Origin of the sequence: Alcanivorax sp. 1008, assembly GCF_020667895.1 — a bacterium.
Lineage (GTDB): Bacteria > Pseudomonadota > Gammaproteobacteria > Pseudomonadales > Alcanivoracaceae > PGZG01.
The window spans coordinates 72,955-94,625 of sequence record NZ_JAFMPS010000004.1 but is presented as its reverse complement, the minus strand read 5'-3'; the positions used below and the strand labels follow the sequence as shown (position 1 = coordinate 94,625).

The following is a 21,671-nucleotide window of genomic DNA, read 5'->3' as shown; positions in this document are numbered from 1 at the left end:
TTGAGACGCTGATGGAACTGATCCGGGGAATGCACAATTTGCGCCCCGCCCACCGGGGCGGCGTTGCCACTATCGGCAACTTTGACGGTGTGCATACTGGTCATCGGCGGATTCTTGATCAGGTGATTGCTGAGGCACGGCGCAGCAAGGTGCTGTCAACGGTGATTCTGTTTGAGCCGCAGCCGGCTGAGTTTTTTACCCCGGAAAAAGCACCGCCACGGCTAATGACCCTGCGCGACAAAGTACGTGCATTGCGTCAGGCGGGAGTCGATCAGGTGCTGTGCTGCCGATTTAATCAACGTTTCCGCAGTCAGAGTGCTGCGGAGTTTGTCGACAACCTGTTGGTACGGGGGCTGGGTATCCAGTCTCTGGTGGTGGGCGATGATTTCCGCTTCGGCGCTGACCGCTGCGGGGATTTTGCCTATTTGCAGCAGGCCGGCGCGTTGCACGGTTTTACCGTTAGTGATACGCCGACCTTTGAAGTTGTCGGTGAGCGAGTCTCCAGTACCCGTGTCCGTACGGTACTGCAGCAGGGTGATTTGCAGCAGGCCGCGCAACTGCTCGGCCACCCTTACACCATTAGTGGGCGGGTACGGCATGGTGACAAGCGGGGCCGTCAGATTGGCGTGCCAACTGCCAATTTGGCCATGCGCCGGGTCCAGTCCCCGGTGGCAGGCGTGTATGCGGTGCGAGTCAACGGTGCTGGGCTTAAAGGTGCACAGGGAGTTGCCAATGTTGGCACCCGGCCAACGGTGAACGGCGTAGATAATAGACTGGAAGTACATCTGCTCGATTTTTCTGGCGATCTGTATGGTCGCTATCTGGAAGTGGAGTTTCTCCACTTTCTGCGTAAAGAGAAAAAATTTGACGGACTGGAGTCGCTCAGTGCGGCGATCCATGCCGATATCGATAACGCGAAAGCGTTTTTCAGCCAATCATGACGGACTGTTATTCATGACCGATTACAAGGCTACGCTGAATCTTCCCGAAACCGGCTTTCCCATGAAGGCCGGCTTGGCCCAGCAGGAACCGAAACGCCTGGACGACTGGAAGGCGAAAAACCTGTACCAGAAGATTCGTCAGCAGGCTGCAGGACGGCCCAGATTTGTGCTGCATGACGGCCCTCCGTATGCCAATGGCAATATTCATATTGGCCATGCCGTGAACAAAATCATCAAGGATATGATCGTCAAGTCGCGAGGTTTGAGCGGGTTTGATGCCCCCTATGTGCCGGGCTGGGATTGTCATGGTTTGCCGATTGAGCACAAGGTTGAGCAGAAAATCGGTAAAGCCGGCCAGAAAGTCGACGCTAAAACTTTTCGCGATGAATGCCGCAAGTATGCGGCCAGTCAGGTAGAAGGGCAGAAAGCGGACTTTATTCGCCTTGGTGTATTTGGCGATTGGGATAATCCCTATCTGACCATGAACTTCGATTTCGAAGCCAATATTATTCGCGCGCTCGGCAAGATCGTTGAGAACGGTCATTTAACCAAGGGTTTCAAGCCGGTGCATTGGTGTCTCGATTGCGCCTCGGCTTTGGCGGAAGCGGAGGTCGAGTATCAGGACAAGACCTCCCATGCCATCGATGTTGGTTTTCCTGTTGCCCATGCGTCCGACTTTGCCGTGCGCAGTGGCATCACAGCGGACAATGCCGAAATCGTGATCTGGACCACCACACCATGGACCATTCCCGCCAATATGGCGGTGGCATTAAATGGCCAGCTGGACTACGTGGTTGTTAGTGGCGAGCGTGATGGCGTGCAAAAGCAACTGGTGGTTGCTGAAGCGTTGGCAGACGATGTGCTGGCCCGAGCCAAGCTGGAAAATGTTTCAAGATCCGCCGTGTTTACAGGTGAAAAACTTGAGGGGCTTCTGCTGGACCACCCACTGTATGATCGACAGGTGCCAGTTATTCTTGGTGATCATGTCACCACGGATGCGGGCACCGGTTGTGTGCATACGGCGCCAGGACATGGCCAGGATGACTTTATAGTTGGTCAGAAGTATGGCCTGGAAGTATTCAATCCAGTACAGGACAACGGCCTATTTATCGCCGACCTTGGTGTGGTTGGTGGCATGCATGTCAGCAAGGCTAATGAGCCGGTAATTGATGCGCTTGCTGGGGCAGGTCGTCTGGTTGCCCACGAAAAAATTCAGCACAGCTATCCACATTGCTGGCGCCATAAAACCCCGCTGATTTTTCGCGCCACGGCGCAATGGTTTATCAGTATGGATGCCGCTGGCCTGCACAAGCGCGCTGTTGAGACTATCGATGAAGTGCAGTGGTTGCCGGAGTGGGGCAAGGCCCGTATTGAAGGCATGATGAAAGATCGCCCGGACTGGTGTATTTCCCGTCAGCGCACCTGGGGTGTGCCCATCGCCCTGTTTGTTGATCGTCAAACCGCAGAGCTTCACCCGCAGACGCCTCGGCTTATTGAAGAAGTAGCCAAACGCGTTGAGCAGGGCGGGATTAATGCTTGGTTTGAAATGGACGCCAGTGAGCTGCTCGGCGCTGATGCGGAGCGTTACAGCAAGGTCACCGATACTCTGGATGTCTGGTTTGATTCTGGTGTTACCCATTTTGCCGTGCTAGACCAGAACCCGGCACTGGGTTGTCCGGCGGACCTGTATCTTGAAGGTTCCGATCAGCATCGTGGCTGGTTTCAGTCATCGCTGCTGACCAGTCTCGGGGTGCGCGACGCAGCGCCTTATCGCACTGTTCTGACGCACGGCTTTACCGTCGATGAGCAGGGCCGCAAAATGTCAAAGTCGCTCGGCAATGTTATTGCGCCACAGGAAGTGACCAATGATCTGGGTGCCGATATTCTGCGTTTATGGGTTGCGGCTACGGATTATCGTGGCGAGATGAGTGTGTCGAAGAACATTCTGGCGCAGATGGCGGACAGCTATCGACGTATTCGTAATACCGCACGATTCTTGCTCGCAAATTTGAATGGCTTTGTGCCCACAGAGAATGCGGTGGCTAACGAGGATATGTTGGCGCTGGATCGTTGGGTGGTTGACCGTGCCGCCAGATTGCAGCAAGAAATCGTCGGTTTGTACGAGACCTATCAGTTTCATCAGATCTATCAGAAAGTGCATCACTTTTGCTCCATTGATCTGGGCGGTTTCTATCTCGATATCATCAAGGATCGCCAGTACACCTGTCAGGCGGACTCTCTGGCGCGGCGCTCCTGTCAGACCGCTTTATGGCACATCAGTGAAGCGCTGGCACGCTGGGTGGCGCCAATCCTGTCCTTCACTGCCGAAGAAATCTGGCAGCACCTGCCCGGTGAGCGCAGTGAATCTGTGTTCCTTGAGCAATGGTACGGTGATCTGGCGGAGTTGCCGATGAATGCGGAGCTGGGCCGTGACTTCTGGCAGCAGGTTTTGCTGGTCAAGCAAGCCATAAACAAGGCCATTGAAGATGCCCGCAACCAGAAAGTGGTGAAAGCCAATCTGGCAGCGGATGCAGTGCTCTATGCTGATGACTCACTCACTGCTCTGCTTAATCGCCTTGGAGATGAGCTGCGTTTTGTCACCATTACATCAACGGCAGCGCTTAAGCCCTTAAGTGCGGCGCCGGCAGATCTCACCGCTTCTCTGGTGTCTGGTCTGAAAATCAGCATCAGCGCTTCTGGGTATACAAAGTGCGCACGTTGCTGGCACCACCGTGAGGATGTTGGTCAGCATGCAGCTCATCCTGAACTGTGTGGCCGCTGTATTGATAACGTCGATGGAGATGGGGAAGTGCGTCATTATGCGTGACACCGTGGGTGAGCCTAAATCCGGTAATGGTTTGCAATATCGTAATCTGCTTTGGCTGTGGCTCAGTGCTGTAGTGTTGGCTATTGATCTGTGGACCAAGTCGCTGGCAGAAAATGCACTGCAGCTTTATCAGCGCATTGAAGTGTTGCCGTTTTTCAATTTTACCCTTGCCTATAACAGCGGTGCTGCATTCAGCTTTCTGGCAGAAGCGGGCGGTTGGCAGCGCTGGTTCTTTACCCTGGTTGCGGTGGTTGCTTCCGTGGTGATCGTTGGCTGGCTATTAAAGCTGCGTGGCGAGCGCATGGTGGCCATTGCCCTGGCGTTGATTCTTGGTGGTGCGCTGGGCAACCTGTGGGACCGGGTGACTCTGGGTCATGTGGTCGACTTTCTCGATTTCCATTGGGCCGGCTATCACTTTCCGGCTTTCAATGTCGCTGACAGCGCCATCACAGTGGGTGCCGTATTACTGATCGTCGATATGTTTTTGGGCCGCAATAAGAGTGCTTCATGACTGACCAGCTTAGGGCCGGGCCGGATACCCGGGTGACACTGCATTTTGCGGTGCGCTTGATGGACGGCACCGAAATGGATTCCACGTTTTCCGGCCAGCCAGCTTCTTTTGTCTGGGGTGATGAATCATTGTTGCCAGGCTTTGAGCGCGCGCTGCTAGGCCTCAAGGCGGGCGACAAGCGCAGTGTTTATATAGAGGCGGACAAAGGTTTTGGCGCCTATAACCCGGACAACATTCAGCAGTTTCGTCAGGATGAGTTTGCTGAGGGAATGACGCTGGAGGCTGGCGTGGTGGTCAGCTTTCGTGATGCTTCCGGTGCCGAGCTGCCGGGAGTCATCAGTCAGATCGAAGATAACTGGGTGACGGTGGATTTCAATCATCCGTTAGCCGGCCGGGATCTTACTTTTGAAGTCGAGATTCTTACCGTAGAGCGCGATGTGCCGGAGCAGCCGGTAACGATCCGTTTGTAATAGGGGTAACGCCATGGAAATCCGTCTCGCCAACCCCCGCGGCTTCTGTGCTGGAGTCGATCGTGCAATAGAGATTGTTAATCGGGCCCTGACTGCCTTTGGGCCCCCGGTCTATGTGCGCCATGAGGTCGTGCATAACAAATTTGTGGTGGATGACCTGCGCCAGCGTGGTGCGGTGTTCGTCGACGAGCTGCACGAGGTGCCGGAAGATGCGATTGTCATCTTCTCCGCCCATGGTGTGGCCCGGGCGGTGCAGGATGAGGCTGGTCAGCGCCAGCTGCAGGTATTCGATGCCACTTGCCCGTTGGTTACCAAGGTGCACATGGAGGTGATGAGGTACGCCCGCGAAGGTCGCGAAGCGATTCTGATCGGCCACCAGGGCCACCCGGAGGTAGAGGGCACCATGGGGCAGTACGATCGCAGCTTTGGCGGCGAGATGTATCTGGTGGAGGACGAGGGCGATGTTGCCAGTCTGCAGGTTAGAGACCCGGAAAAGCTCGCTTTCGTCACTCAGACGACCCTGTCGGTAGATGACACCGCAAGGATTATCGACGCACTTCGCAGCAAGTTCCCCGCCATATTGGGTCCAAAGCGCGAAGATATCTGCTATGCCACCACTAATCGTCAGGATGCGGTGCGCCAGTTGGCGCTGGAATGTGATCGGGTTCTGGTGGTGGGTTCGCCGAACAGCTCCAACTCCAATCGGTTGGCCGAGCTGGCCCAGCGCTGCGGCACCCCGGCGCTGCTGATTGATGGCCCTGAAGAGATCGATCCGGAATGGCTGGTTGACTGCCGCCGCATAGGCGTCACCGCGGGCGCTAGCGCCCCGGAGGAGCTGGTGCGCCGGGTGGTGGCCCGACTGCGTGAACTGGGCGGCCATGAGCCGGAGGAGCTGGTTGGCCGCGAAGAAAACATCCGCTTCTCCCTGCCTCGCGGTCTGCGCGATATCACTTCCGGCTAAGCTGCCGCCGCCGGCCAGATTGCAAACCGCCAACTGCGTCACAATCCTTTGTTATTAGTCAGGATTCTTGTCTGTTCAGGGCGACCGTTCAGGTAGGCGCTCTGCCCGCTTGTCTGCCATGAATGGCACTTCTCTGCAGAACCGCTAGCCTGCACTCATGGTAATCCTTAGTGGGCACACCACTGTAGTCAGGATGTCGCATAGTCGGGAGGCAGAATTGAACGGAAAGATGCGCAAACAACAGGGAGTAACAGTGCTCGAGTTGATGTTCGGGGTGGCGATCCTCGGCATCATGCTGGCATTCGCTGTTCCCTCCTTTCAGGCGTCCCAGGCGAATTCACGTCTGCGTGCCAGCACATCAGACTTGGTGGCGGCGGTTAATACCGCACGCAATCAGGCAGTTAATCTGCGCATTGATGTGCGTATTCAGGCCCTTGCAGGTGGCTGGGCCAGCGGTTGGCAGGTGCAGTATCTGTATCCCGCAGTGATTCCGGTTAGCGAGCGCAGTGAGCGCGATACTTCCTTTCCCCAGAGCGGCGACGTGAATATCACCAAGACCGGCGGAGCCAGTGCTCTGGAAATGGTTTTTCAGGCCAATGGATTAATGGCCGGCGGGGGCACCCGGTTTGATTTGTGTAGCAGCTCTGGCCGGGCCCGGGTGCTTCAGGTATCGCCGTTCGGTCGAGTCACTAATACGGATGGGACCTGCTGATGAAAGTCACCGCACGGAAAATGCTTAAGGCCCAGCAAGGGGTCGGCATGATTGAGATTCTTGTGGCTATTCTGGTGGTCGCTGTGGGTGTGCTTGGTTATGCCGGCATGCAGATGTTTGCTCTGCGCGGGGCGGAAACGGCCAGCTACCGAACGCAGGCAACGCTGGTGGCCAAGGATGCGCTGGAGCGCCTGCTGGTTAACTCGGCAACCGCGGCGGGCGATATTTACTTCGATGTCACGAGTTGGCCCGCTACGTCGGCTGCGTCAGGTGGCAATTTTCCTACGGCCTGTATGGGCGCTGCGGCATGTACGCCGGATGTTCAGGCTGCGGCTGATATTGCACAGCTTTCCTGGATCGTCAGCAACACTCTGCCGCTGGGCATGATAGCGGCCCGGGATGGTTGTACAGGTGTCGGCACCCCGAGTTGTGTGGTGGTCAGTTGGCAGGGCGCTGCTCCGGCGGACTGTTTCGTAGGTGACGTGATCAGCACGTCTGAGCCATGCGTGGTTATGGAGGCTCGTCGGCCATGAAAAAAACCATGTACGGCTTCAGTATTGTTGAGTTGATGGTGTCGCTGGTATTGGGCTCCATGCTCACTCTGGCTGCGGTCCAGTTATTCGGTGTTAACCAGCGTACTTTTATCACCCAGCAGTCCCTGGCGCGGGTGTTGGATGACGGCCAGTTGGCGCTGCGTTTTCTGTCTGATGACATTCGTCGGGCCGGCTATAGTGGCGCGACGGTGGCCAATGACGACGGTATTATTTTTGGTGGCACTGGCAGCGTCGACGGGAATCCTTTCGATCGCATTCAGGTGAGTTACGTTGGCACTCAAGATTGCCAGGGCTCGGTCAGTGCAGTGCCCGTTGCCTTGACCAATATCTACTTTGTCAACGCCGCCGGTGAGCTGCGCTGTGATGGCAGTCTCGGTGGCGGTGATGTGGTGCTACTCGATGGTGTCGAGGGGTTCCGCGTGCAGTATGGCGTCGATACGGTGCAGGACGAGGTGGCAGGGCCCTTTGCCTATGTCGGCGCTGGTGCCGCTGCCGGTCTCGCTCGTCCTGTGGTCGCTATACGTCTGGGGTTGTTGCTGGGCTCGAATAGTCCGGCCCTGCCACAGAATGCAACTCGTTCCTGGCAGCTTTACGATCGCCAGATTAATACCGGTGCCGATAACGTTACCCGCCGTGTATTTTTCACCACGGTGATGCTTCGCAATCTGAATTGGGAAACCCTATGAAGACGATCAATCAACAGCAAGGCATGGCGTTGATGGCAGCTCTTCTGGTGCTGCTGGTGATTTCCATTATTGGTGTGACTGCCATGCGCTCCAGCGCCTTTTCCGCCAAGGTGGCTACCGGTGTGCAACTGGATGCCATTGCCTTTGAAGCGGCCGAGTCAGCCATAGCAGAAACCCTGTTTAGCATTTCCGAGTTCAATGATACTGCTAGCGGTGCCGATTACGACCAGGTTGTTAACTTGTTCAATGGCAACACTCTGGTCTGGTGTATTACCGAAGGAGGCAGAACAACCACTGCGTGTACCGATACCTCCCGCTTTGACTCCCGCGGTTTGGTCAGAGCTGAAGCTCGGGCCGCTTCCACCGGATATTCGGCTACCTCGGGAAACCAGATTAGTAGTGCTGGCGGTGGTGGTGTGTTGATCGCAGATTTTGAGTTAACGATTCAAGGTAACAGTACGTTGGTAGGTTACGGTTTGAGTAACCGGCATGTTCAGCAGGCTCTCCGTCGGGGCATGGTCCCCGGCAGTGAAATCCAGTGAGGTGGGGTATGAAAACAATACGCGAGTTAGGAAAGGCTTCACTGATTGCTTTGGCGGTGTTGTTATCGCCAACGGCAGTCTATGCGGATGACACAGAAATCTTCTTCTCTGCTGCTCAGGCCGATAACGACCAGAACAAACCCATTGCCAATGTATTCATCATGCTGGATACGTCGGGCAGTATGCGTTGGTGCGAGAACTCTGTGAGTGGCAATGGTGGCTACGACGCCGGCTGGTGTTCGGATTACACCAAGCGCCGTATCAATGTGTTGCAAAGCGCTCTGAAAGACATGCTTGAGGATGTACCCGATGGTGTGCGCCTTGGCTTGGGCCGGTTCAACTACCGGATCAATGATATCTGGGATAAATATGATGGCGTAGGTCAGCAGGGTGGCCGCGTACTGGTGCCGGTAACGGATGTTACGGAAGGTTCCAGAGCCGTGATGCTGGAAGAAATCGCCAAGCTCAATGACGCGGGCAACAACACACGCGGCGACTTTCCGGGAGCTCAGCCTGCGGGGGATACGCCCACCGGCCGCGCCTATGCTGAAGCTACTCGCTACATGATGGGTATGGAGCCCCGCTACGGCACCGCGCAGAATGGAGCCAGGACTTCCATCTGTCTGGAGGAAGACACCCGTGAGGTGGGTTGCCGTGATGTGCTGATCGGCAAGGAAGATCCGGAGGAAGTGGCTTTCTGTGATGTCAACGATGGCTTGTGCACCAGCGAGATCGCAGACGAGGAAAAAATTGTCGACTGGTGCGATACCAATCGTGACGCCTGTCGTGTGGAACGGGGTAACTGGACTACTCTGCCTAGCGGAGACACCTGTGATTTGGATGATTCACAGAACTGCCGCCGTTTTTCTGAGTGGGAAAATCTGCCCTTCGGTGACACCTGTAACACCTGGTACAGCGACTGCCGCCGCTGGAGTGACTGGGAAGAGACAATCACCATCTACAGTGGTGCTGACCGGCGGAACTGCCCAGAAGTGAACGATAGCAATTTCTACCGGGACAGAGTCCGTGTCCGAATCGGACGGACAAGAACAAATCAGTGCTGGGAGGGGCGTCGTTACTATCAGCAGGCAAAGTATACCTATCAGGCCCGTGAAACGACCTACTTCGAACGAGAGGAAACCTACTTCCAGTGGGAGCCGATCTATGAAGAGCAATGTGATCTGGAGACCTTCTGCGTCAAAGAAGAACCGATTATTAGCGGTGGCAAGTACGTCTCTCCGATCAATGTAAACAACCAGTGCGAGAGCAACCACGTTATTCTGTTTACTGACGGGTCGCCCAGTAGCAATGACCAGCCAGGTAACCAGGGCTTTGTGGATTGTGGAAGCAATAACTCCTATAACTGCCAGGTTAAGGTGTCGAACTATCTTTACAGCGATAACAACGCCAAAAAGACCAAGGTGAAGACTTACAACATTGGTCTTTACATGGGTGGTAATCGCTCGGACATGGAGAGGGTCTCCACGGATGGCGAAGATGGCACTATTAACGCTGATGACAGTGATCAGTTGGTTAAGGCGTTCTCCGATATCGTTAACCTGATTGCCGATAATTCCCGTTCATTCTCCGCGCCAGGTGTGGCGGTGAACCAGATGAACCGCCTTGAGCATTTGGACCAGCTATATTACGCGGTGTTTGAGCCGAAGAAGTCCAGTTACTGGGAAGGCAACCTGAAGCGCTATCGCGTGGTTGATGATCAGATCCGCGCTACCAATGGCCCGGCGGTTGATCAGGCTACCGGTTTCTTCTCGGAAAACTCCAAGAGCTTCTGGAGTTCCACCATTGATGGCGCGGATGTGCGCAAGGGTGGAGCTCGGGAGAAAGTCGCGAACCGTCGCCTGTTCTACACCGATGAATTCGGTGCCATGCAGCAGCTTGATTGGCTCAACGACAATACCCCGACCTTCTATGGCCTGCCTTCCTCTGCCACTGAGGAGCAGGTGACCGAACTCAAGGACATGCTGAAGGTCTCCTGGGGTGACCCGCTGCACAGTGAGCCAGTGCTGGTGAACTATGGTGGTAGCAGTGACAACAACGGCATTTTCGTCTCCGGTAACGATGGCATGTTGCGCGCCATCAGCTCGCAGACGGGCCAGGAAGTGTGGGCCTTCATGCCGAATGAAATGATTCGCAAGGCGAACAAGTTCACCACCAACCGTCCTGGACTGGCTTTCAACAATGATCGTCAGATCTATGGCATGGATGGAAGCTGGACCGCATGGCGCCGTCCGGGTGCAAGCCCGTCCTCTGCGCCTAGCAAGGTGTATATCTATGGTGGCATGCGTCGTGGCGGTACCAGTTACTACGCATTGGATGCCACCGGCACTTCGCCGAAAATGCTTTGGCAGATTAATCGTGGTGATACTGGTTTCGAACGTCTTGGCCAGACCTGGTCCCAGCCGACTCTGACTCAGGTCAAGGTGGGTGGCGTCAAGCGTGCGGCGCTGGTGTTCGGTGGCGGCTATGATCCGGCTGGTCATGATGGTAAGCAGGATGCTGCTCGAAGTGCGGGCGATAGCATGGGTAATGCAATCTATGTTGTCGATGCGCTGACCGGTCAGTTGCTGTGGTCTGCCGGGGCGAATGGTGCGACTACCTCTGTGGCCTCCATGAAGTGGAGCGTACCGTCAACCATTTCGGTGGTGGATGGTAACTTTGATGGCGTAGCAGACTTCTTCTACTTCGCTGATCTAGGCGGCCAGGTGTTCCGTGTCGATCTGGATGATGCCAACGTGACTGCTTCCAAGGTGCGTCGTCTTGCTGATCTGTCCGGCACTGGTGTAGCCAATAACCGTCGCTTCTACTACGCACCGTCAATCAGCTATGTGCGTTCGGAAGACGGTACCCAGGAGAGCCTCTACATCTCTATTGGTTCCGGCTACCGGACTCATCCGCTGTCGGAGAAGACGGACGACTACTTCTTTGTGATCCGCGACGATGGCGTACAGCGTGACTCATCGAACAAGTTCGCCGGTTCTGCGCCGACCTCACTGATAACTGCTGCGACGCTTGATACTTTGAGTAGTAGTGGTGCGGCAGATCCAGACAAGGTGGGCTGGAAGTTGCCGCTGGTTGGTGATGGAGAGAAGTCCCTGTCAGCTTCGGTGGTGTTCAATAACCGTATCTTCTTCACCACCTATGAGCCTTCAGCTGACGATAGCTCTCTGGATGGCAATGACTGCGCGGTGAGAATCGGTACTACCTACCTCTATGTGGTGGATCTGGTCAGTGGTCAGGGTGCCTCCCTGACTAATGACGGTGAGCTCGGCGGCGATCGCCGTAAAGAGCTTGCTCAGGATGTGCCGCCACCAAGCCCGACCTTGCTGTCGGATGGTGAGAAAGTGCTGGTGATTATCGGTACTGAGGTGGCCGGTGATGAGTCGCTGGGCAATACCGGGGTGCGCCGCGGTAGCTGGTACCAGCTGCAGCCGAGTGAGGCCGATAAGGTGCCTGACCCGAACGCCACAGCACCGTGATGTGAAGAGCAATAAAAGCCGGGCCTCAGGGCCCGGTTTTTATTGGTACGGTAATAGTTAAATCTGTCCGCACTCCTGATCTGGTTCCGCCTTTTCGATACGTGCATGGCTTGACCAGCTCATGATGATTTTTCTCGCCGCATGGCTATTACAAATAAAAAAATGGCCATTTTGATAATGGGTCCTGCCATCGGGGCGGAATATCAAGGCATTGCCGCGGAAACGGCGCCAGCGCACGCTAACGCCTTCAGGCAGCTGTAGCCGGGTAAGGAGTCGCTCCGGGCTTTGTGCGTTATCTGTGCGGTAAAGGCCTAGAAGATCCGTATGGTCGAAGTCATTGCAGCCCTGCCGGGCGTCACACAGCATGACCTCGCCGATACTCAGAGCCTCACTGCGGCCCAGCTGCATCAGGCCGATAATGCGATTAGTGCTGTGCACAACCCGCTGCTGTTGAATCATCCGGTCAAAGGCCGGGGCGGCGATAAGCGAGCTTATGCTGATGATGGCCAGGGCGCAGATCAGCTCAATCAGGGTGATGCCTTTCATGGCGGCCTCCATGGCTCTTCCAGAAAGGCTCAATGTAGAGGGTTGTCTGTTGGCAGGAAGTCGGTGGCCAGCGGGCAGGCTTGTCAGACAAACAATGTGGTGTCTGTCAGTGTGCGGACCTGCTGCCAGTTGGCCGCCTGATTGAGGTATGCTTGGATTAAGTAAATCTAATGAGGTGCTCTATGCAAAGTGAACGGCGAATGGGGCAGGCAGGTTTTACCCTGATTGAGCTTATGATCGTGATGGCTATCGTCGGCATTATTGCTGCCGTGGCTTACCCGGCCTACACCCGGCAGGTTCAGGCTACTAACCAACAGCGTGCCCAGGGAGAACTGATGTCATTGATGGCTGGTGCCGAGGCCTACCGGGCGCAGCGCTTCAGCTATCAGGGCTATACTGTGCCAGCAACCATGCCTTTAGCAGACCGCTATACTTTTAGTGCCACTATCTCCGCTAATAATCAGGAGATTGTTCTGCTTGCGGTACCCAAGGGGCCGCAGGCCGGTACCGGCGCTATTGGTATTGATCATCAGGGGCAGACCTGTCTGGACAAGGCCAACGACACAACCTGTGCACCGGGCAGCAACCCCTGGAAGTAATCTTTTTTATCGGGGTGTAGTAGGGTTTATCGGGGCAGGGTTGGAGTAGTTTGTGTCGCGTGTGGTAGTTGTCGGCGCGGGTGTCGCTGGTCTGTTGTCGGCCTTGGAGCTGAGCGACCGAGGCTGGCAGGTATCCCTGCTTGATGCGGGTCCAGCCCGCCCGTCCGCCTCCTGGGCTGGCGGTGGCATTTTATCGCCCCTGTTTCCCTGGCGTTATCCCTCCTCTTTGTTGCCTTTGACTGGCAATGTCCGGCGTGATTACGCCACATGGCAGCAACGTATTATTCAAGCCGGGGGGAGGGACCCGGAGCTGCTGGGTGGTGGCATGGTGGTGCTGGTTGATGGGGCTGAGCAGCGTCAGGCCAGCGACTGGGCGGCATCGAACAACATTGCTCTGCAGGCGGATGCTGCGGCGAGCTGGTTTCCATGGTTAGAGCAGTCAGCAATATGCTTGCCCGACGTTGCCCGGATACGTAATCCGCGCTTGCTTAAGGGGCTGGCCATGCTGGTCCAGAAAAGCTCTATTCGTTGGTTACAGGGCCATGTGGAAGCGGTTGCCAGCTCTCCATCTGGTGTGCGTCTGGAAGCCAGTTGTGGCGTGCTGGAGGCCGATCATGCGCTTATTACTGCGGGGGCATGGAGTCACAAGTTATTGCCTGAGCTGGTGTCGCTAACCTATCCGGTAAAGGGTCAGATGTTACTGTACCAAGCACCGCAAGCTTTTCCCGAGAAAGTGCTGCTGACTGAGCAGGGCTACCTGATTCCCCGTTCAGGCGGCCTGCTGCTGGCCGGATCTACCGTGGAGCCGGATCAATGGGATGGGCGCCCCACCGAGCGTGCATGCAAGCAGCTTGCGGAGACGGTTGCGCAGCTGTGGCCAGTGTTGCAGAAGGAGCAACCGCTGGCACAGTGGAGCGGGATTCGCCCGGGGTGCAAGCGCCCTGTGCCGATTATCGGTCAGGTGCCGGACAGCCATGATCGACTGTGGGTGAATACCGGACACTTTCGTAATGGTCTGGTCTGTGGGCCCGCCAGTGCAAGATTAGTGGCTGAGCTAATCAGTGGCGAGACGCCCTTTTGTAATCCTGCCCCTTACTCGGTTTCGTCTTCTTCATCGTCACCGCCCTGATCCAGCGATAACTTCTGCAGTCGGTAACGTAGTGAGCGGAAGGTCATGCCAAGTTTTTTCGCCGCTGCAGTGCGGTTCCAGTGGGTTGCTTCCAGAGCGCGCAGCAGCTCGGTGCGTTCCACCTCCTGCAAAAAATCCTCCAGCGGCATGCCCGCTGGGCGGCTTGGCAGGGCACCGCCTGGCTGGCCAATTTCGTTGATATCGGCTTCTGGCAGTTGCAGGTGAGAGCTGCCAATCTGCTGACCGTCAGATAGTGTGAGGGCCCGCTCAAGAATATTTTCCAGCTCGCGGACATTGCCGGGGAAAGGGTAGTTCTTTAATGCCTGCCAGGCATCGTCAGTGATTTGTGGTAGCGGCAGATTCCACAGCTGACATAGTCGTCCCAGAATATGGTTCGCCAGCGCTGGTATGTCGCAGGCTCTTTCACGTAGCGAAGGAACCCGAGTTTCAATAACGTTCAGTCGATAGTATAGATCCTGTCGGAAGCGATCTTCCGCAACTTCGCGGGCAAGGCTTTTGTGGGTGGCGCTGAGTAGCCTGACATTGACGGGAAATTCACGTGACTCGCCGATTGGCCGAACAGATTTTTCCTGAATGGCACGTAGCAACTTGACCTGCATATGCAAGGGCAGGTCGGCAACTTCATCCAGAAACAGGGTGCCGCCGTCTGCTTCCCGAAAAAGCCCTTTGCGGTCCTCGTAGGCGCCAGTAAAGCTGCCTTTACGGTGACCAAAGAACTCGCTTTCCATCAGTTCGGAAGGAATGGCGCCGCAGTTAACCGCAACAAAAGGTTTTTCCCGGCGCGAGCCAACGCCATGAATCAAACGGGCAACTCGCTCCTTGCCGCTGCCTGATTCGCCGGCAATGTAGATTGGCGCCTGACTGCGCGACAACTTGCCGATCTGTTCGCGCAACGCCTGCATGATCGGGTGATCACCGATCAGCTGCTCTACGGATTCCTCTGCCGGCCCCTGGCGGCGGATATCCAGACCGTCATCAATAAGTTGACGCAGCCGGTCCAGGGTGACGGGTTTGGCAATAAAGTCAAAGGCCCCTTCCTTCATGGCTTGAGTGGCAGTTTCCATGCTGCCGTGGGCAGTAATCATGGCGATGGGCATGTCCGGATAGCGCCGACTGGCATGACGCACCAGATCAATGCCGTTGCCATCGGGCAGATTCATGTCGGTCAGGCAGAGGTCGAAGGAAGATTCAGACATTACGCGAAATGCATCTTCCAGTGTGCCGACGGCTTCCGCCTCCAGCTTCATTCTTCCTAGGGTAATCACCAGTAGTTCGCGAAGGTCTGCCTCGTCGTCGACAACCAGAACGCGTTGAGTGCCTTGAGTCATGTTGTCCCTTTATTGAAATACTCTGTCCGGATGGGCGAAGGTTATCATAAAGCTGGCGCCGATCACGGTGTCGACCAAATCAAGTTGGGCTTGATTGGATTCACACAATTCGCGGCAGACAAATAGGCCTAACCCAGTGCCCTGATGAGAGGTAGTGAAGAATGGCTCAAACAGGTTAGGGCGGACTCCTTCAGGTATGCCTGGGCCGTCATCAGAGACTTTTAACCAGGGTAAGCCGGAGTCTTTCTGGACTCCGGCGCTGAGCTCCACGCAGGCGTCTTCGCCACCATGGCGGAAAGCGTTGCCGATCAGGTTGTCGATGATCTGCTCAAGCTGCCCGGGGTCAAAGCGGATATTCAAGTTGGCGGGAATACTGGCGCGGATTTGTTGATCCGACTTGCCGCGCTGATGCCACTGCTTGCAGATGCGACCGATGAATTCAGATAACACAATCCGTTCTGCGGCGCTGCTCTGTCGCCGCGACAGATTCAGTACATCGTTGATGATGCCGTTCATGCGGGCGACATTGGCGGAAACGATATCCAGCAGCCGTCGATCACCATCCTCCAGTTGCGCCTCTGCCAACAGGCCAGTGGCATGGCTGATGGCAGAAAGGGGATTGCGGATTTCATGGGCGATGGTGGCGGACATGCGGCCCAGAGATGCCAGCTTCAACTGCTGTGCTTCTTGGGCAAGCTTGCGTTGATCTTCCAGAAAGGCAAGCGTCAGTGGCTGAACTTCATTCTCAAGCATGGCGAACCGTACCAGCACGGTGGCGCCGCCGGGTATCAGCTGGACCGCAGGCCTATGCTGCATGGGGTTGCTGTGCCACTGGCGCAGCATAGAAATCAGGGCCGGTGGCAGCAAGCTGTTGATAAGTGTGCCCGAGCCAGACACCATCAGTGCTTCAGCGGCCTTGTTGGCCCGCACAATGCGCTGACTGCGATCGAATACGATAATGCCGGTACGCATGCGCTGAATGATTTGCCAGTTCAGCTCCTCCAGCTGTTCAATTGCCTTATGGCGGGTTTCTGCCAGCGCCTCGCTTAGTGCCAGCCTCTGGGCAATCAGATGAATAATGATGGCGGTGACAAAGAAGGCGAAACCAAGCATGGCGGATTCAGTCAGGTGCCATGGATTGCCACGATTAAGCTGAATGGAAAACCAGAACTGCTCGAACATCACAGTCATGCTGGCCAGGGCCGCCACCAATAACCCGCCTCGGCCCGGAAGCAGAATACTGGCAGAGGCAACGGTGACCATCAGCAAGACAGACAGCGTGCTTTTGGTGCCGCCGCTGGCGTGGATCAGTAATGTCAGCAGCACGATATCGGCGACGATGGGCAGCAATGATGACCAGTTAGGGAAGCGCCGACGCAGGGGCGACATCAATGCGGCGGAAATCAGGGTGATTATCAGATAAATCACCGCCGTGAAGATAAACAGCGCCGGCTGCCCCGTGTCCGTCATGACGCTGCTGGGAGCCAGATAAAACACCACCACCAGAATCACTGCCAGTACCACTCTATAGGCAGCATAGACCCGGGCAGGGGTCCAAAAGATATAGCGGTCAGTCATGGTGCTTTTCCAGCCACTGCTGGCGATGATCTTCGCTGCAGAAGTGGCGCTCCTCCAGGCGTACTGTCTGGGCTTCCGGGGTGTGCACCTGACACCAGTCACAGCGCACCATTTTCTGGCTCTGTGGAGTCTGGTCCTGTGGCGCAGCACCCTCCCGCGTTGCCCCCAGCAGGGTCTGGCGAACTACCCGCCAGACCAGCCAGATCAGGGCAGCAACAAGTAATAACCGTATTAGTCCCATTAAGCGCCTCCTCAGGTAACGCAGACCATGCGAGTTACAGAGTACAATCGCTACCACGGCAAGGAAATGACAAATGGAGTATCGGCATGCGAGTGGTCATCGCCCAGCGTAATTTTCATGTGGGAGACATCGAGGGCAATAGCCAGCGGGTCATTGCTGCCTGTGAGGAAGCACGGCGTCTACTGGGCGCCGATCTGGTGATTTTTCCGGAACTGTGTCTTACCGGCTATCCGCCGGAGGATCTGTTGCTGCGGCCAAGTCTGAATACTCGTATTGAAGAAGCCCTGGGGCATATCGCCTCAGCGGTCAGTGTGCCGTTGGTGCTTGGCTATCCCGCCGTGCGTAATGGTCGGCGTTATAACGTGGCAGGGTTGCTGCGTCCCGGAGAGCTTCGTCCGCAGCAAGAGTATTTCAAGCAGTGTTTGCCGAACTACCGGGTGTTCGACGAAAAGCGCTATTTTCACACCGGTGATCAGCCGATGTTGATTGAAGTCGGCGGCCTGCAGATTGGTTTAACGGTGTGTGAGGATATTTGGCACACCGGCCCGGCGGCGGCGGCCCGTGACGCCGGTGCTCAGCTTTTGATCAATATTAACGCCTCACCTTTTCGTCGCGATAAGCATGATGAACGGGTTGAGCAGGTCAGTGCCCGTGCCCGGGAAACCAACTTGCCGGTTATTTATTGCAATCTGGTTGGTGGTCAGGATGAGCTGGTTTTTGATGGTGGCTCTTTTGCAGTCAATGCGGATGGCAGCGTAGCTGTGCAAGGAGGGTTCTTCAGCGAAGCTTTGGTGCCCGTGGATGTTCAGGCTGCAGTGCAGGGTGTGGAACTGCAGGGCGAGCAGCTCTCTGTGCCCGATCAGCTCGACAGCGTCTATCAAGCGCTGGTGCTGGCGACGCGAGATTACATTGAAAAGAATGGTTTCCGTGGAGCGCTTCTTGGGCTGTCCGGTGGGATTGATTCGGCGCTGACGCTGATGGTGGCCGTGGATGCCCTTGGTGCAGATCGAGTCAACGCGGTGATGATGCCGTTTCGCTATACCTCGGAAATGAGTCTTGAAGATGCCGCCCGGCAAGCAAAGAATCTTGGCGTCGGCTATCAGGTGCTGGAGATCGAGTCGGCGGTGGATGCATTTATGGATATTCTGCGCGAGCCATTCTCCGGCTTGCCGGCGGATGCCACGGAAGAAAACCTTCAGGCTCGATGCCGGGGTGTATTACTGATGGCGTTATCCAACAAAACCGGACAATTAGTGCTGACTACCGGTAACAAGAGTGAAGTTGCCGTCGGTTACTCGACCCTTTATGGGGATATGGCTGGTGGTTTCGATGTCCTGAAAGATGTACCGAAAACCTGGGTTTATCGACTTTCTGAATATCGTAACCAGAAAGCTGGCACAGACATTATTCCACGACGGGTTATTGAGCGGCCACCCTCGGCAGAGTTGGCGCCGGATCAGAAGGATCAGGACTCACTTCCAGATTATGATCTGCTCGACACTGTTCTGGAGCTGTACGTTGAGCAGGATTACAGCGCTGAAGCGGTGATTCGAGCTGGTTATGACCGCGACACGGTGTACCGCATTGTGCGCATGGTGGATCGCAATGAGTATAAGCGCCGTCAGTCGCCGACCGGGCCACGGGTAACTCGCCGGGCCTTTGGCAAGGACCGGCGTTATCCGATTACCAATGGTTGGCGGCCAGGAGACTGATCAGGTTCTGGCTTCTATAACGCGGACAAATGGATTGCCCCGGCTGCGTGGAATCGGCAGGCGATCGTAGTAGTCCTTCGGGTTGTGCACGGTGGTTTGCTTGAAGCCGCAGCTGAGGAAACACTCGGTTGCTTCCTCGTCGCTGCCGAAATGGAAGCTGACTTCACTGCGTGAGGCAGCGCCCAGCATGCCGCCCAGAGTTTTCATGGTGCGGTGCAGCGGGTGGTCGTGAAACAGTGGATAGTTGTCAGTCAGGTAAGTGCCGCCGGCAAAGCTGGATAGCAGCGTTTGCAGGCGTTGCCAGAATGGACTGATGGACTCCAGTGAGAAGTAGTTTACCAACCCCTCGGTTATTACCAGCAATGGCTTGCTACGGTCGAAACATTTCTCCGCAATAGTCTCCATCGCATCAATGCCATCCACAGAAAAAATATTCAGCGGCACTACCCGGTGATGATCATTCAGGCAATGTTGCGAAGACAGTAGCCGGTGTTTGCGCGCGGCCATATCGGGCAGGTCTGCCTCCACATAAGTCAGATCCGGATATTGCTGGCGAAATCGATAACCGCGTGGAGATAAACCACAGGCGATTTCCAGAATTTGACTAACGCCGCGCTGCTCAATGGCTTCGCGCACCAACTCATCAATCAGGTGATGGCGCTGTAGCAGAAAGGTGCGGATATTGCCGCCAGCCATTTTGCCGCCCACATACTCGAAAGGCGCCAGAGCATGATAGAAAAAGCTACCGCGGCGGGTGTGAAACGCCGGTGCAGACAATCCATTGGCATACCAGACGTGACCGGTGTAAAGGGCGGTAAAGCTGATCGATGAAGTATCCTGACTGCGTGACGCCATGGTTTACCTGTCTTAGTGAAAGCAAAAACTGGATGATGGGCTCAGTGGCCAACCGCTGCCGGGTCTGGCCGGGCCAAAATTATTCACCGTTGCCGTCTTCATGGGCTGCTCGTAGCTCCAGCAGAATAAGTCTTGCATCGACATCCGCTTCAGCCTGAACGGCTGCATCAAACTCAGCCTGACTGCTGTTTTCCGCAATATTGCGCAGGGCTTCCATATCAAACTCCGGTGCTGGCTGATCCATGGGGATATCCTGAACGGAGGCGACCATGGCGCGTAGTTCATGCATGGCCTTGCGAATATCCGGATCGCTGACACTGGCCAGTGCCGCGCTGAATTCTTCATCGCTGCCTTCCCCGGCAATGGCGAACAAGGCCTCAAGCTTTTCCTGTTCCTGTGAAGACATGGGAGCGGAAGTATCCGCTGGCCAGAAAATGAACATGGCTGCCACCACCAGTGCGGCTGCCGCACCGGCAGCCAGTGGCCACCAATTGCGCCGTCCTGACTGTTGCGGAGCTTGCGCTACTTCCGCTGCCACGCTGTCCGACTGGGGCTGCTCAGCTGGCTGCTCCGGCTCCCCGGAGAACGACTGCATCACGGTGGCAAAGCTCAGATCCTGCTCGGCGGGCATCTCCGGGAAGTCAGTGAAGTCTGGCACGCCCTCGCCGGTCAGATCGGGTAGAGGTGGGTCAACTTCCACTCTGGCACCCGCTTTTTCCAGTGCAGCCAGATATTTGCGGGCAGCGGCCTCATCAAGGCTTTTTTTGATGGTGACCGGGTTGCCGCTGAATAGTCCGTCCAGGCGCTCAGCATCTTCAATACGAAAGAGCTTTCCCAGATTCTCTCGAACAGTGGCGCTGTCCTGACCAGCCTGAATCTGTCCCCGGAAGATAATTTTGTGCATGGCGAGCTCCTTTTGCCTGATCTATGCAGGAAGTTACCACAGTTTTTGCCTACATCAGCTCGAAGATCGCAGGTAGTGGCTGGCCGGCCAGTTTTAGAGTGAGAGCCGTATTGCCGCTACGCGGGTCACCTGGACGCATACCCTTGATGCTTTGGTCAACCCGAGCAGCCAGAGCGAGAGCTGCGCCAATGGCGGGAAGTCCCAAATGAATGGCGTGGCGTTCTGCTTCGGCGGCTTTTTGCTGGGGCAGTCTTTGGCTGCTGCCGTGGCCGCTGACAAAGGCTTCGTAAATGCGCGCCTCTCTGGCCAGCGCCCAAAGAATCTGTGCTTCGTCCGTGCCTTCGGCGCGCAGCCCATCAAGGATTCGTAGAGCTCGGCCAGGGTCGCGACTTAATGCATCGGTAAGATCGAAAATGGAATAACGACTACAGTCGCCAACGCTCTGCTGTAGCTCGCCGACACTAACGGACTGGTCGGGAAATAATAGCGCCAGTTTGTCGATCTCCTGCGCACAGGCAAGCAAGTTGCCCTCGCTCAGTTCGCTGAGCAAGGCGATGGCGTCACGGTCTGCTTGCAGCCCTCGCTGCTTACAGCGCTGCTCAATCCATCCTGGCAGGCGGCCGGCATCAATCGGCCAGATATCGGTGATGCCGCCCACTTTATCGACGGCGCTTACCCATTTGCTGCCAACGTCCCGCCTGCGATCAAGCTTGCTGGCGGTGATCAGCAGCATAATATCGTCCGGCGGATTATTCAGCAGCTGACAGATCACGGCGCTGCCGTCTTTGTCGGGCCGTTTTTCCCCCAGACGTAGTTCAATCAGCTTCCGGCCACCGAACAGGCCCATGCTCTGGGTTTCATTGCGCAGCTCATGCCAGTCAAACCGATCTACGACAGTAAAGATTTGTCGATCATCAAAGCCTTGCTCCCGTGCGCGCTGACGCAACAGGTCAGCACATTCGCCAAGCTGAAATGGCTCATCACCGGCGATCAGATAGGCGGGTAGCAATGATTGTTGTAGATGTTTGCCTAGCTGTTCGGCGCGAATTTGCATGGC

The 21,671-nt window shown here is 56.0% G+C and carries 20 protein-coding genes; 13 read left to right on the top strand and 7 right to left on the bottom strand.

The features are described from left to right. The first annotated feature begins 11 nt into the window (after window positions 1-11). From ribF to J1C54_RS06950, 10 genes are all read left to right on the top strand, one after another. Window positions 12-941, top strand: coding sequence for a bifunctional riboflavin kinase/FAD synthetase (gene ribF / locus J1C54_RS06995; RefSeq protein WP_229146068.1), 930 nt, complete (start codon window positions 12-14; stop codon window positions 939-941). Between the two features lie 13 nt (window positions 942-954). Then, window positions 955-3,768 carry an isoleucine--tRNA ligase gene (gene ileS, locus J1C54_RS06990; protein ID WP_229146067.1) on the top strand — a complete coding sequence of 938 codons (2,814 nt, stop codon included), beginning with the start codon at window positions 955-957 and terminating at the stop codon, window positions 3,766-3,768. After that, window positions 3,761-4,279, top strand: coding sequence for a signal peptidase II (gene lspA / locus J1C54_RS06985; RefSeq protein ID WP_229146066.1), 519 nt, complete (start codon window positions 3,761-3,763; stop codon window positions 4,277-4,279). The genes ileS and lspA overlap by 8 nt, the downstream gene beginning before the upstream one ends. Next, window positions 4,276-4,749, top strand: a complete 474-nt coding sequence (fkpB, locus tag J1C54_RS06980) for an FKBP-type peptidyl-prolyl cis-trans isomerase (protein ID WP_229146065.1) — start codon at window positions 4,276-4,278, stop codon at window positions 4,747-4,749. The genes lspA and fkpB overlap by 4 nt, the downstream gene beginning before the upstream one ends. 13 nt (window positions 4,750-4,762) lie before the next feature. Continuing rightward, window positions 4,763-5,710, top strand: a complete 948-nt coding sequence (gene ispH, locus J1C54_RS06975) for a 4-hydroxy-3-methylbut-2-enyl diphosphate reductase (protein WP_229146064.1) — start codon at window positions 4,763-4,765, stop codon at window positions 5,708-5,710. A gap of 217 nt (window positions 5,711-5,927) precedes the next feature. Then, a complete protein-coding gene (locus J1C54_RS06970; protein ID WP_229146063.1) occupies window positions 5,928-6,422 on the top strand; it encodes a GspH/FimT family pseudopilin in 495 nt (164 codons plus the stop codon). Continuing rightward, complete coding sequence (gene pilV, locus J1C54_RS06965) at window positions 6,422-6,955, top strand: type IV pilus modification protein PilV (RefSeq protein ID WP_229146062.1); 534 nt, start codon at window positions 6,422-6,424, stop codon at window positions 6,953-6,955. Before J1C54_RS06970 ends, pilV begins: the two co-directional genes overlap by 1 nt. After that, window positions 6,952-7,662 (top strand): PilW family protein, encoded by a 711-nt coding sequence (locus J1C54_RS06960; RefSeq protein ID WP_229146061.1) that lies wholly within the window; start codon window positions 6,952-6,954, stop codon window positions 7,660-7,662. Before pilV ends, J1C54_RS06960 begins: the two co-directional genes overlap by 4 nt. Further along, window positions 7,659-8,204 (top strand): pilus assembly PilX N-terminal domain-containing protein, encoded by a 546-nt coding sequence (locus J1C54_RS06955; protein WP_229146060.1) that lies wholly within the window; start codon window positions 7,659-7,661, stop codon window positions 8,202-8,204. Before J1C54_RS06960 ends, J1C54_RS06955 begins: the two co-directional genes overlap by 4 nt. Window positions 8,205-8,212: 8 nt before the next feature. Further along, window positions 8,213-11,701: a PilC/PilY family type IV pilus protein gene (locus J1C54_RS06950; RefSeq protein WP_229146059.1), complete on the top strand. Its 3,489-nt coding sequence runs from the start codon at window positions 8,213-8,215 to the stop codon at window positions 11,699-11,701. A gap of 57 nt (window positions 11,702-11,758) precedes the next feature. Here J1C54_RS06950 and J1C54_RS06945 read toward each other — a convergent pair whose 3' ends face one another. After that, window positions 11,759-12,247 (bottom strand): GspH/FimT family pseudopilin, encoded by a 489-nt coding sequence (locus J1C54_RS06945; RefSeq protein WP_229146058.1) that lies wholly within the window; start codon window positions 12,245-12,247, stop codon window positions 11,759-11,761. A gap of 182 nt (window positions 12,248-12,429) precedes the next feature. On the opposite strand from J1C54_RS06945, the gene J1C54_RS06935 reads away from it, so the two are divergent. Next, window positions 12,430-12,846 (top strand): type IV pilin protein, encoded by a 417-nt coding sequence (locus J1C54_RS06935; RefSeq protein WP_304504403.1) that lies wholly within the window; start codon window positions 12,430-12,432, stop codon window positions 12,844-12,846. 52 nt (window positions 12,847-12,898) lie between these two features. Continuing rightward, window positions 12,899-13,975, top strand: a complete 1,077-nt coding sequence (locus J1C54_RS06930; protein WP_229146057.1) for an FAD-dependent oxidoreductase — start codon at window positions 12,899-12,901, stop codon at window positions 13,973-13,975. Here the strand turns inward: J1C54_RS06930 and J1C54_RS06925 are convergent. The 3 genes from J1C54_RS06925 to J1C54_RS06915 are packed head-to-tail and all read right to left on the bottom strand — an operon-like array spanning window position 13,939 to window position 17,143. Then, window positions 13,939-15,324 (bottom strand): sigma-54 dependent transcriptional regulator, encoded by a 1,386-nt coding sequence (locus J1C54_RS06925; RefSeq protein ID WP_229146056.1) that lies wholly within the window; start codon window positions 15,322-15,324, stop codon window positions 13,939-13,941. The two genes, J1C54_RS06930 and J1C54_RS06925, sit on opposite strands and share 37 nt — an antisense overlap. A 9-nt stretch (window positions 15,325-15,333) precedes the next feature. After that, window positions 15,334-16,902 (bottom strand): nitrogen regulation protein NR(II), encoded by a 1,569-nt coding sequence (locus J1C54_RS06920; protein WP_229146055.1) that lies wholly within the window; start codon window positions 16,900-16,902, stop codon window positions 15,334-15,336. Then, a complete protein-coding gene (locus J1C54_RS06915) occupies window positions 16,895-17,143 on the bottom strand; it encodes a PP0621 family protein (RefSeq protein WP_229146054.1) in 249 nt (82 codons plus the stop codon). Before J1C54_RS06915 ends, J1C54_RS06920 begins: the two co-directional genes overlap by 8 nt. A gap of 86 nt (window positions 17,144-17,229) precedes the next feature. On the opposite strand from J1C54_RS06915, the gene J1C54_RS06910 reads away from it, so the two are divergent. Continuing rightward, window positions 17,230-18,855, top strand: a complete 1,626-nt coding sequence (locus J1C54_RS06910; protein WP_229146053.1) for an NAD+ synthase — start codon at window positions 17,230-17,232, stop codon at window positions 18,853-18,855. Here the strand turns inward: J1C54_RS06910 and J1C54_RS06905 are convergent, their stop codons facing one another. The 3 genes from J1C54_RS06905 to holA all read right to left on the bottom strand — a co-directional run bounded on the left by J1C54_RS06905 (window position 18,856) and on the right by holA (window position 21,668). Continuing rightward, window positions 18,856-19,710 carry a class I SAM-dependent methyltransferase gene (locus J1C54_RS06905; protein WP_229146052.1) on the bottom strand — a complete coding sequence of 285 codons (855 nt, stop codon included), beginning with the start codon at window positions 19,708-19,710 and terminating at the stop codon, window positions 18,856-18,858. Window positions 19,711-19,789: 79 nt separating this feature from the next. Further along, entirely contained in the window at window positions 19,790-20,614 is an 825-nt protein-coding gene (locus J1C54_RS06900; RefSeq protein WP_229146051.1) for a hypothetical protein, read from the bottom strand. A 49-nt stretch (window positions 20,615-20,663) separates the two neighbouring features. Further along, window positions 20,664-21,668, bottom strand: coding sequence for a DNA polymerase III subunit delta (holA, locus tag J1C54_RS06895; RefSeq protein WP_229146050.1), 1,005 nt, complete (start codon window positions 21,666-21,668; stop codon window positions 20,664-20,666). Window positions 21,669-21,671: the final 3 nt, after the last annotated feature.

What these genes read in the sequence shown, in the direction of transcription:
- J1C54_RS06945 (WP_229146058.1), bottom strand. Translation starts at nt 12,247, where the DNA reads ATGAAAGGCATCACCCTGATTGAGCTGATCTGCGCCCTGGCCATCATC.
- J1C54_RS06920 (WP_229146055.1), bottom strand. Translation starts at nt 16,902, where the DNA reads ATGACTGACCGCTATATCTTTTGGACCCCTGCCCGGGTCTATGCTGCC.
- J1C54_RS06960 (WP_229146061.1), top strand. Translation starts at nt 6,952, where the DNA reads ATGAAAAAAACCATGTACGGCTTCAGTATTGTTGAGTTGATGGTGTCG.
- J1C54_RS06905 (WP_229146052.1), bottom strand. Translation starts at nt 19,710, where the DNA reads ATGGCGTCACGCAGTCAGGATACTTCATCGATCAGCTTTACCGCCCTT.
- lspA (WP_229146066.1), top strand. Translation starts at nt 3,761, where the DNA reads ATGCGTGACACCGTGGGTGAGCCTAAATCCGGTAATGGTTTGCAATAT.
- J1C54_RS06915 (WP_229146054.1), bottom strand. Translation starts at nt 17,143, where the DNA reads ATGGGACTAATACGGTTATTACTTGTTGCTGCCCTGATCTGGCTGGTC.
- J1C54_RS06910 (WP_229146053.1), top strand. Translation starts at nt 17,230, where the DNA reads ATGCGAGTGGTCATCGCCCAGCGTAATTTTCATGTGGGAGACATCGAG.
- J1C54_RS06955 (WP_229146060.1), top strand. Translation starts at nt 7,659, where the DNA reads ATGAAGACGATCAATCAACAGCAAGGCATGGCGTTGATGGCAGCTCTT.
- J1C54_RS06925 (WP_229146056.1), bottom strand. Translation starts at nt 15,324, where the DNA reads ATGACTCAAGGCACTCAACGCGTTCTGGTTGTCGACGACGAGGCAGAC.
- J1C54_RS06900 (WP_229146051.1), bottom strand. Translation starts at nt 20,614, where the DNA reads ATGCACAAAATTATCTTCCGGGGACAGATTCAGGCTGGTCAGGACAGC.
- ispH (WP_229146064.1), top strand. Translation starts at nt 4,763, where the DNA reads ATGGAAATCCGTCTCGCCAACCCCCGCGGCTTCTGTGCTGGAGTCGAT.
- holA (WP_229146050.1), bottom strand. Translation starts at nt 21,668, where the DNA reads ATGCAAATTCGCGCCGAACAGCTAGGCAAACATCTACAACAATCATTG.
- fkpB (WP_229146065.1), top strand. Translation starts at nt 4,276, where the DNA reads ATGACTGACCAGCTTAGGGCCGGGCCGGATACCCGGGTGACACTGCAT.
- pilV (WP_229146062.1), top strand. Translation starts at nt 6,422, where the DNA reads ATGAAAGTCACCGCACGGAAAATGCTTAAGGCCCAGCAAGGGGTCGGC.
- ribF (WP_229146068.1), top strand. Translation starts at nt 12, where the DNA reads ATGGAACTGATCCGGGGAATGCACAATTTGCGCCCCGCCCACCGGGGC.
- J1C54_RS06935 (WP_304504403.1), top strand. Translation starts at nt 12,430, where the DNA reads ATGCAAAGTGAACGGCGAATGGGGCAGGCAGGTTTTACCCTGATTGAG.
- ileS (WP_229146067.1), top strand. Translation starts at nt 955, where the DNA reads ATGACCGATTACAAGGCTACGCTGAATCTTCCCGAAACCGGCTTTCCC.
- J1C54_RS06950 (WP_229146059.1), top strand. Translation starts at nt 8,213, where the DNA reads ATGAAAACAATACGCGAGTTAGGAAAGGCTTCACTGATTGCTTTGGCG.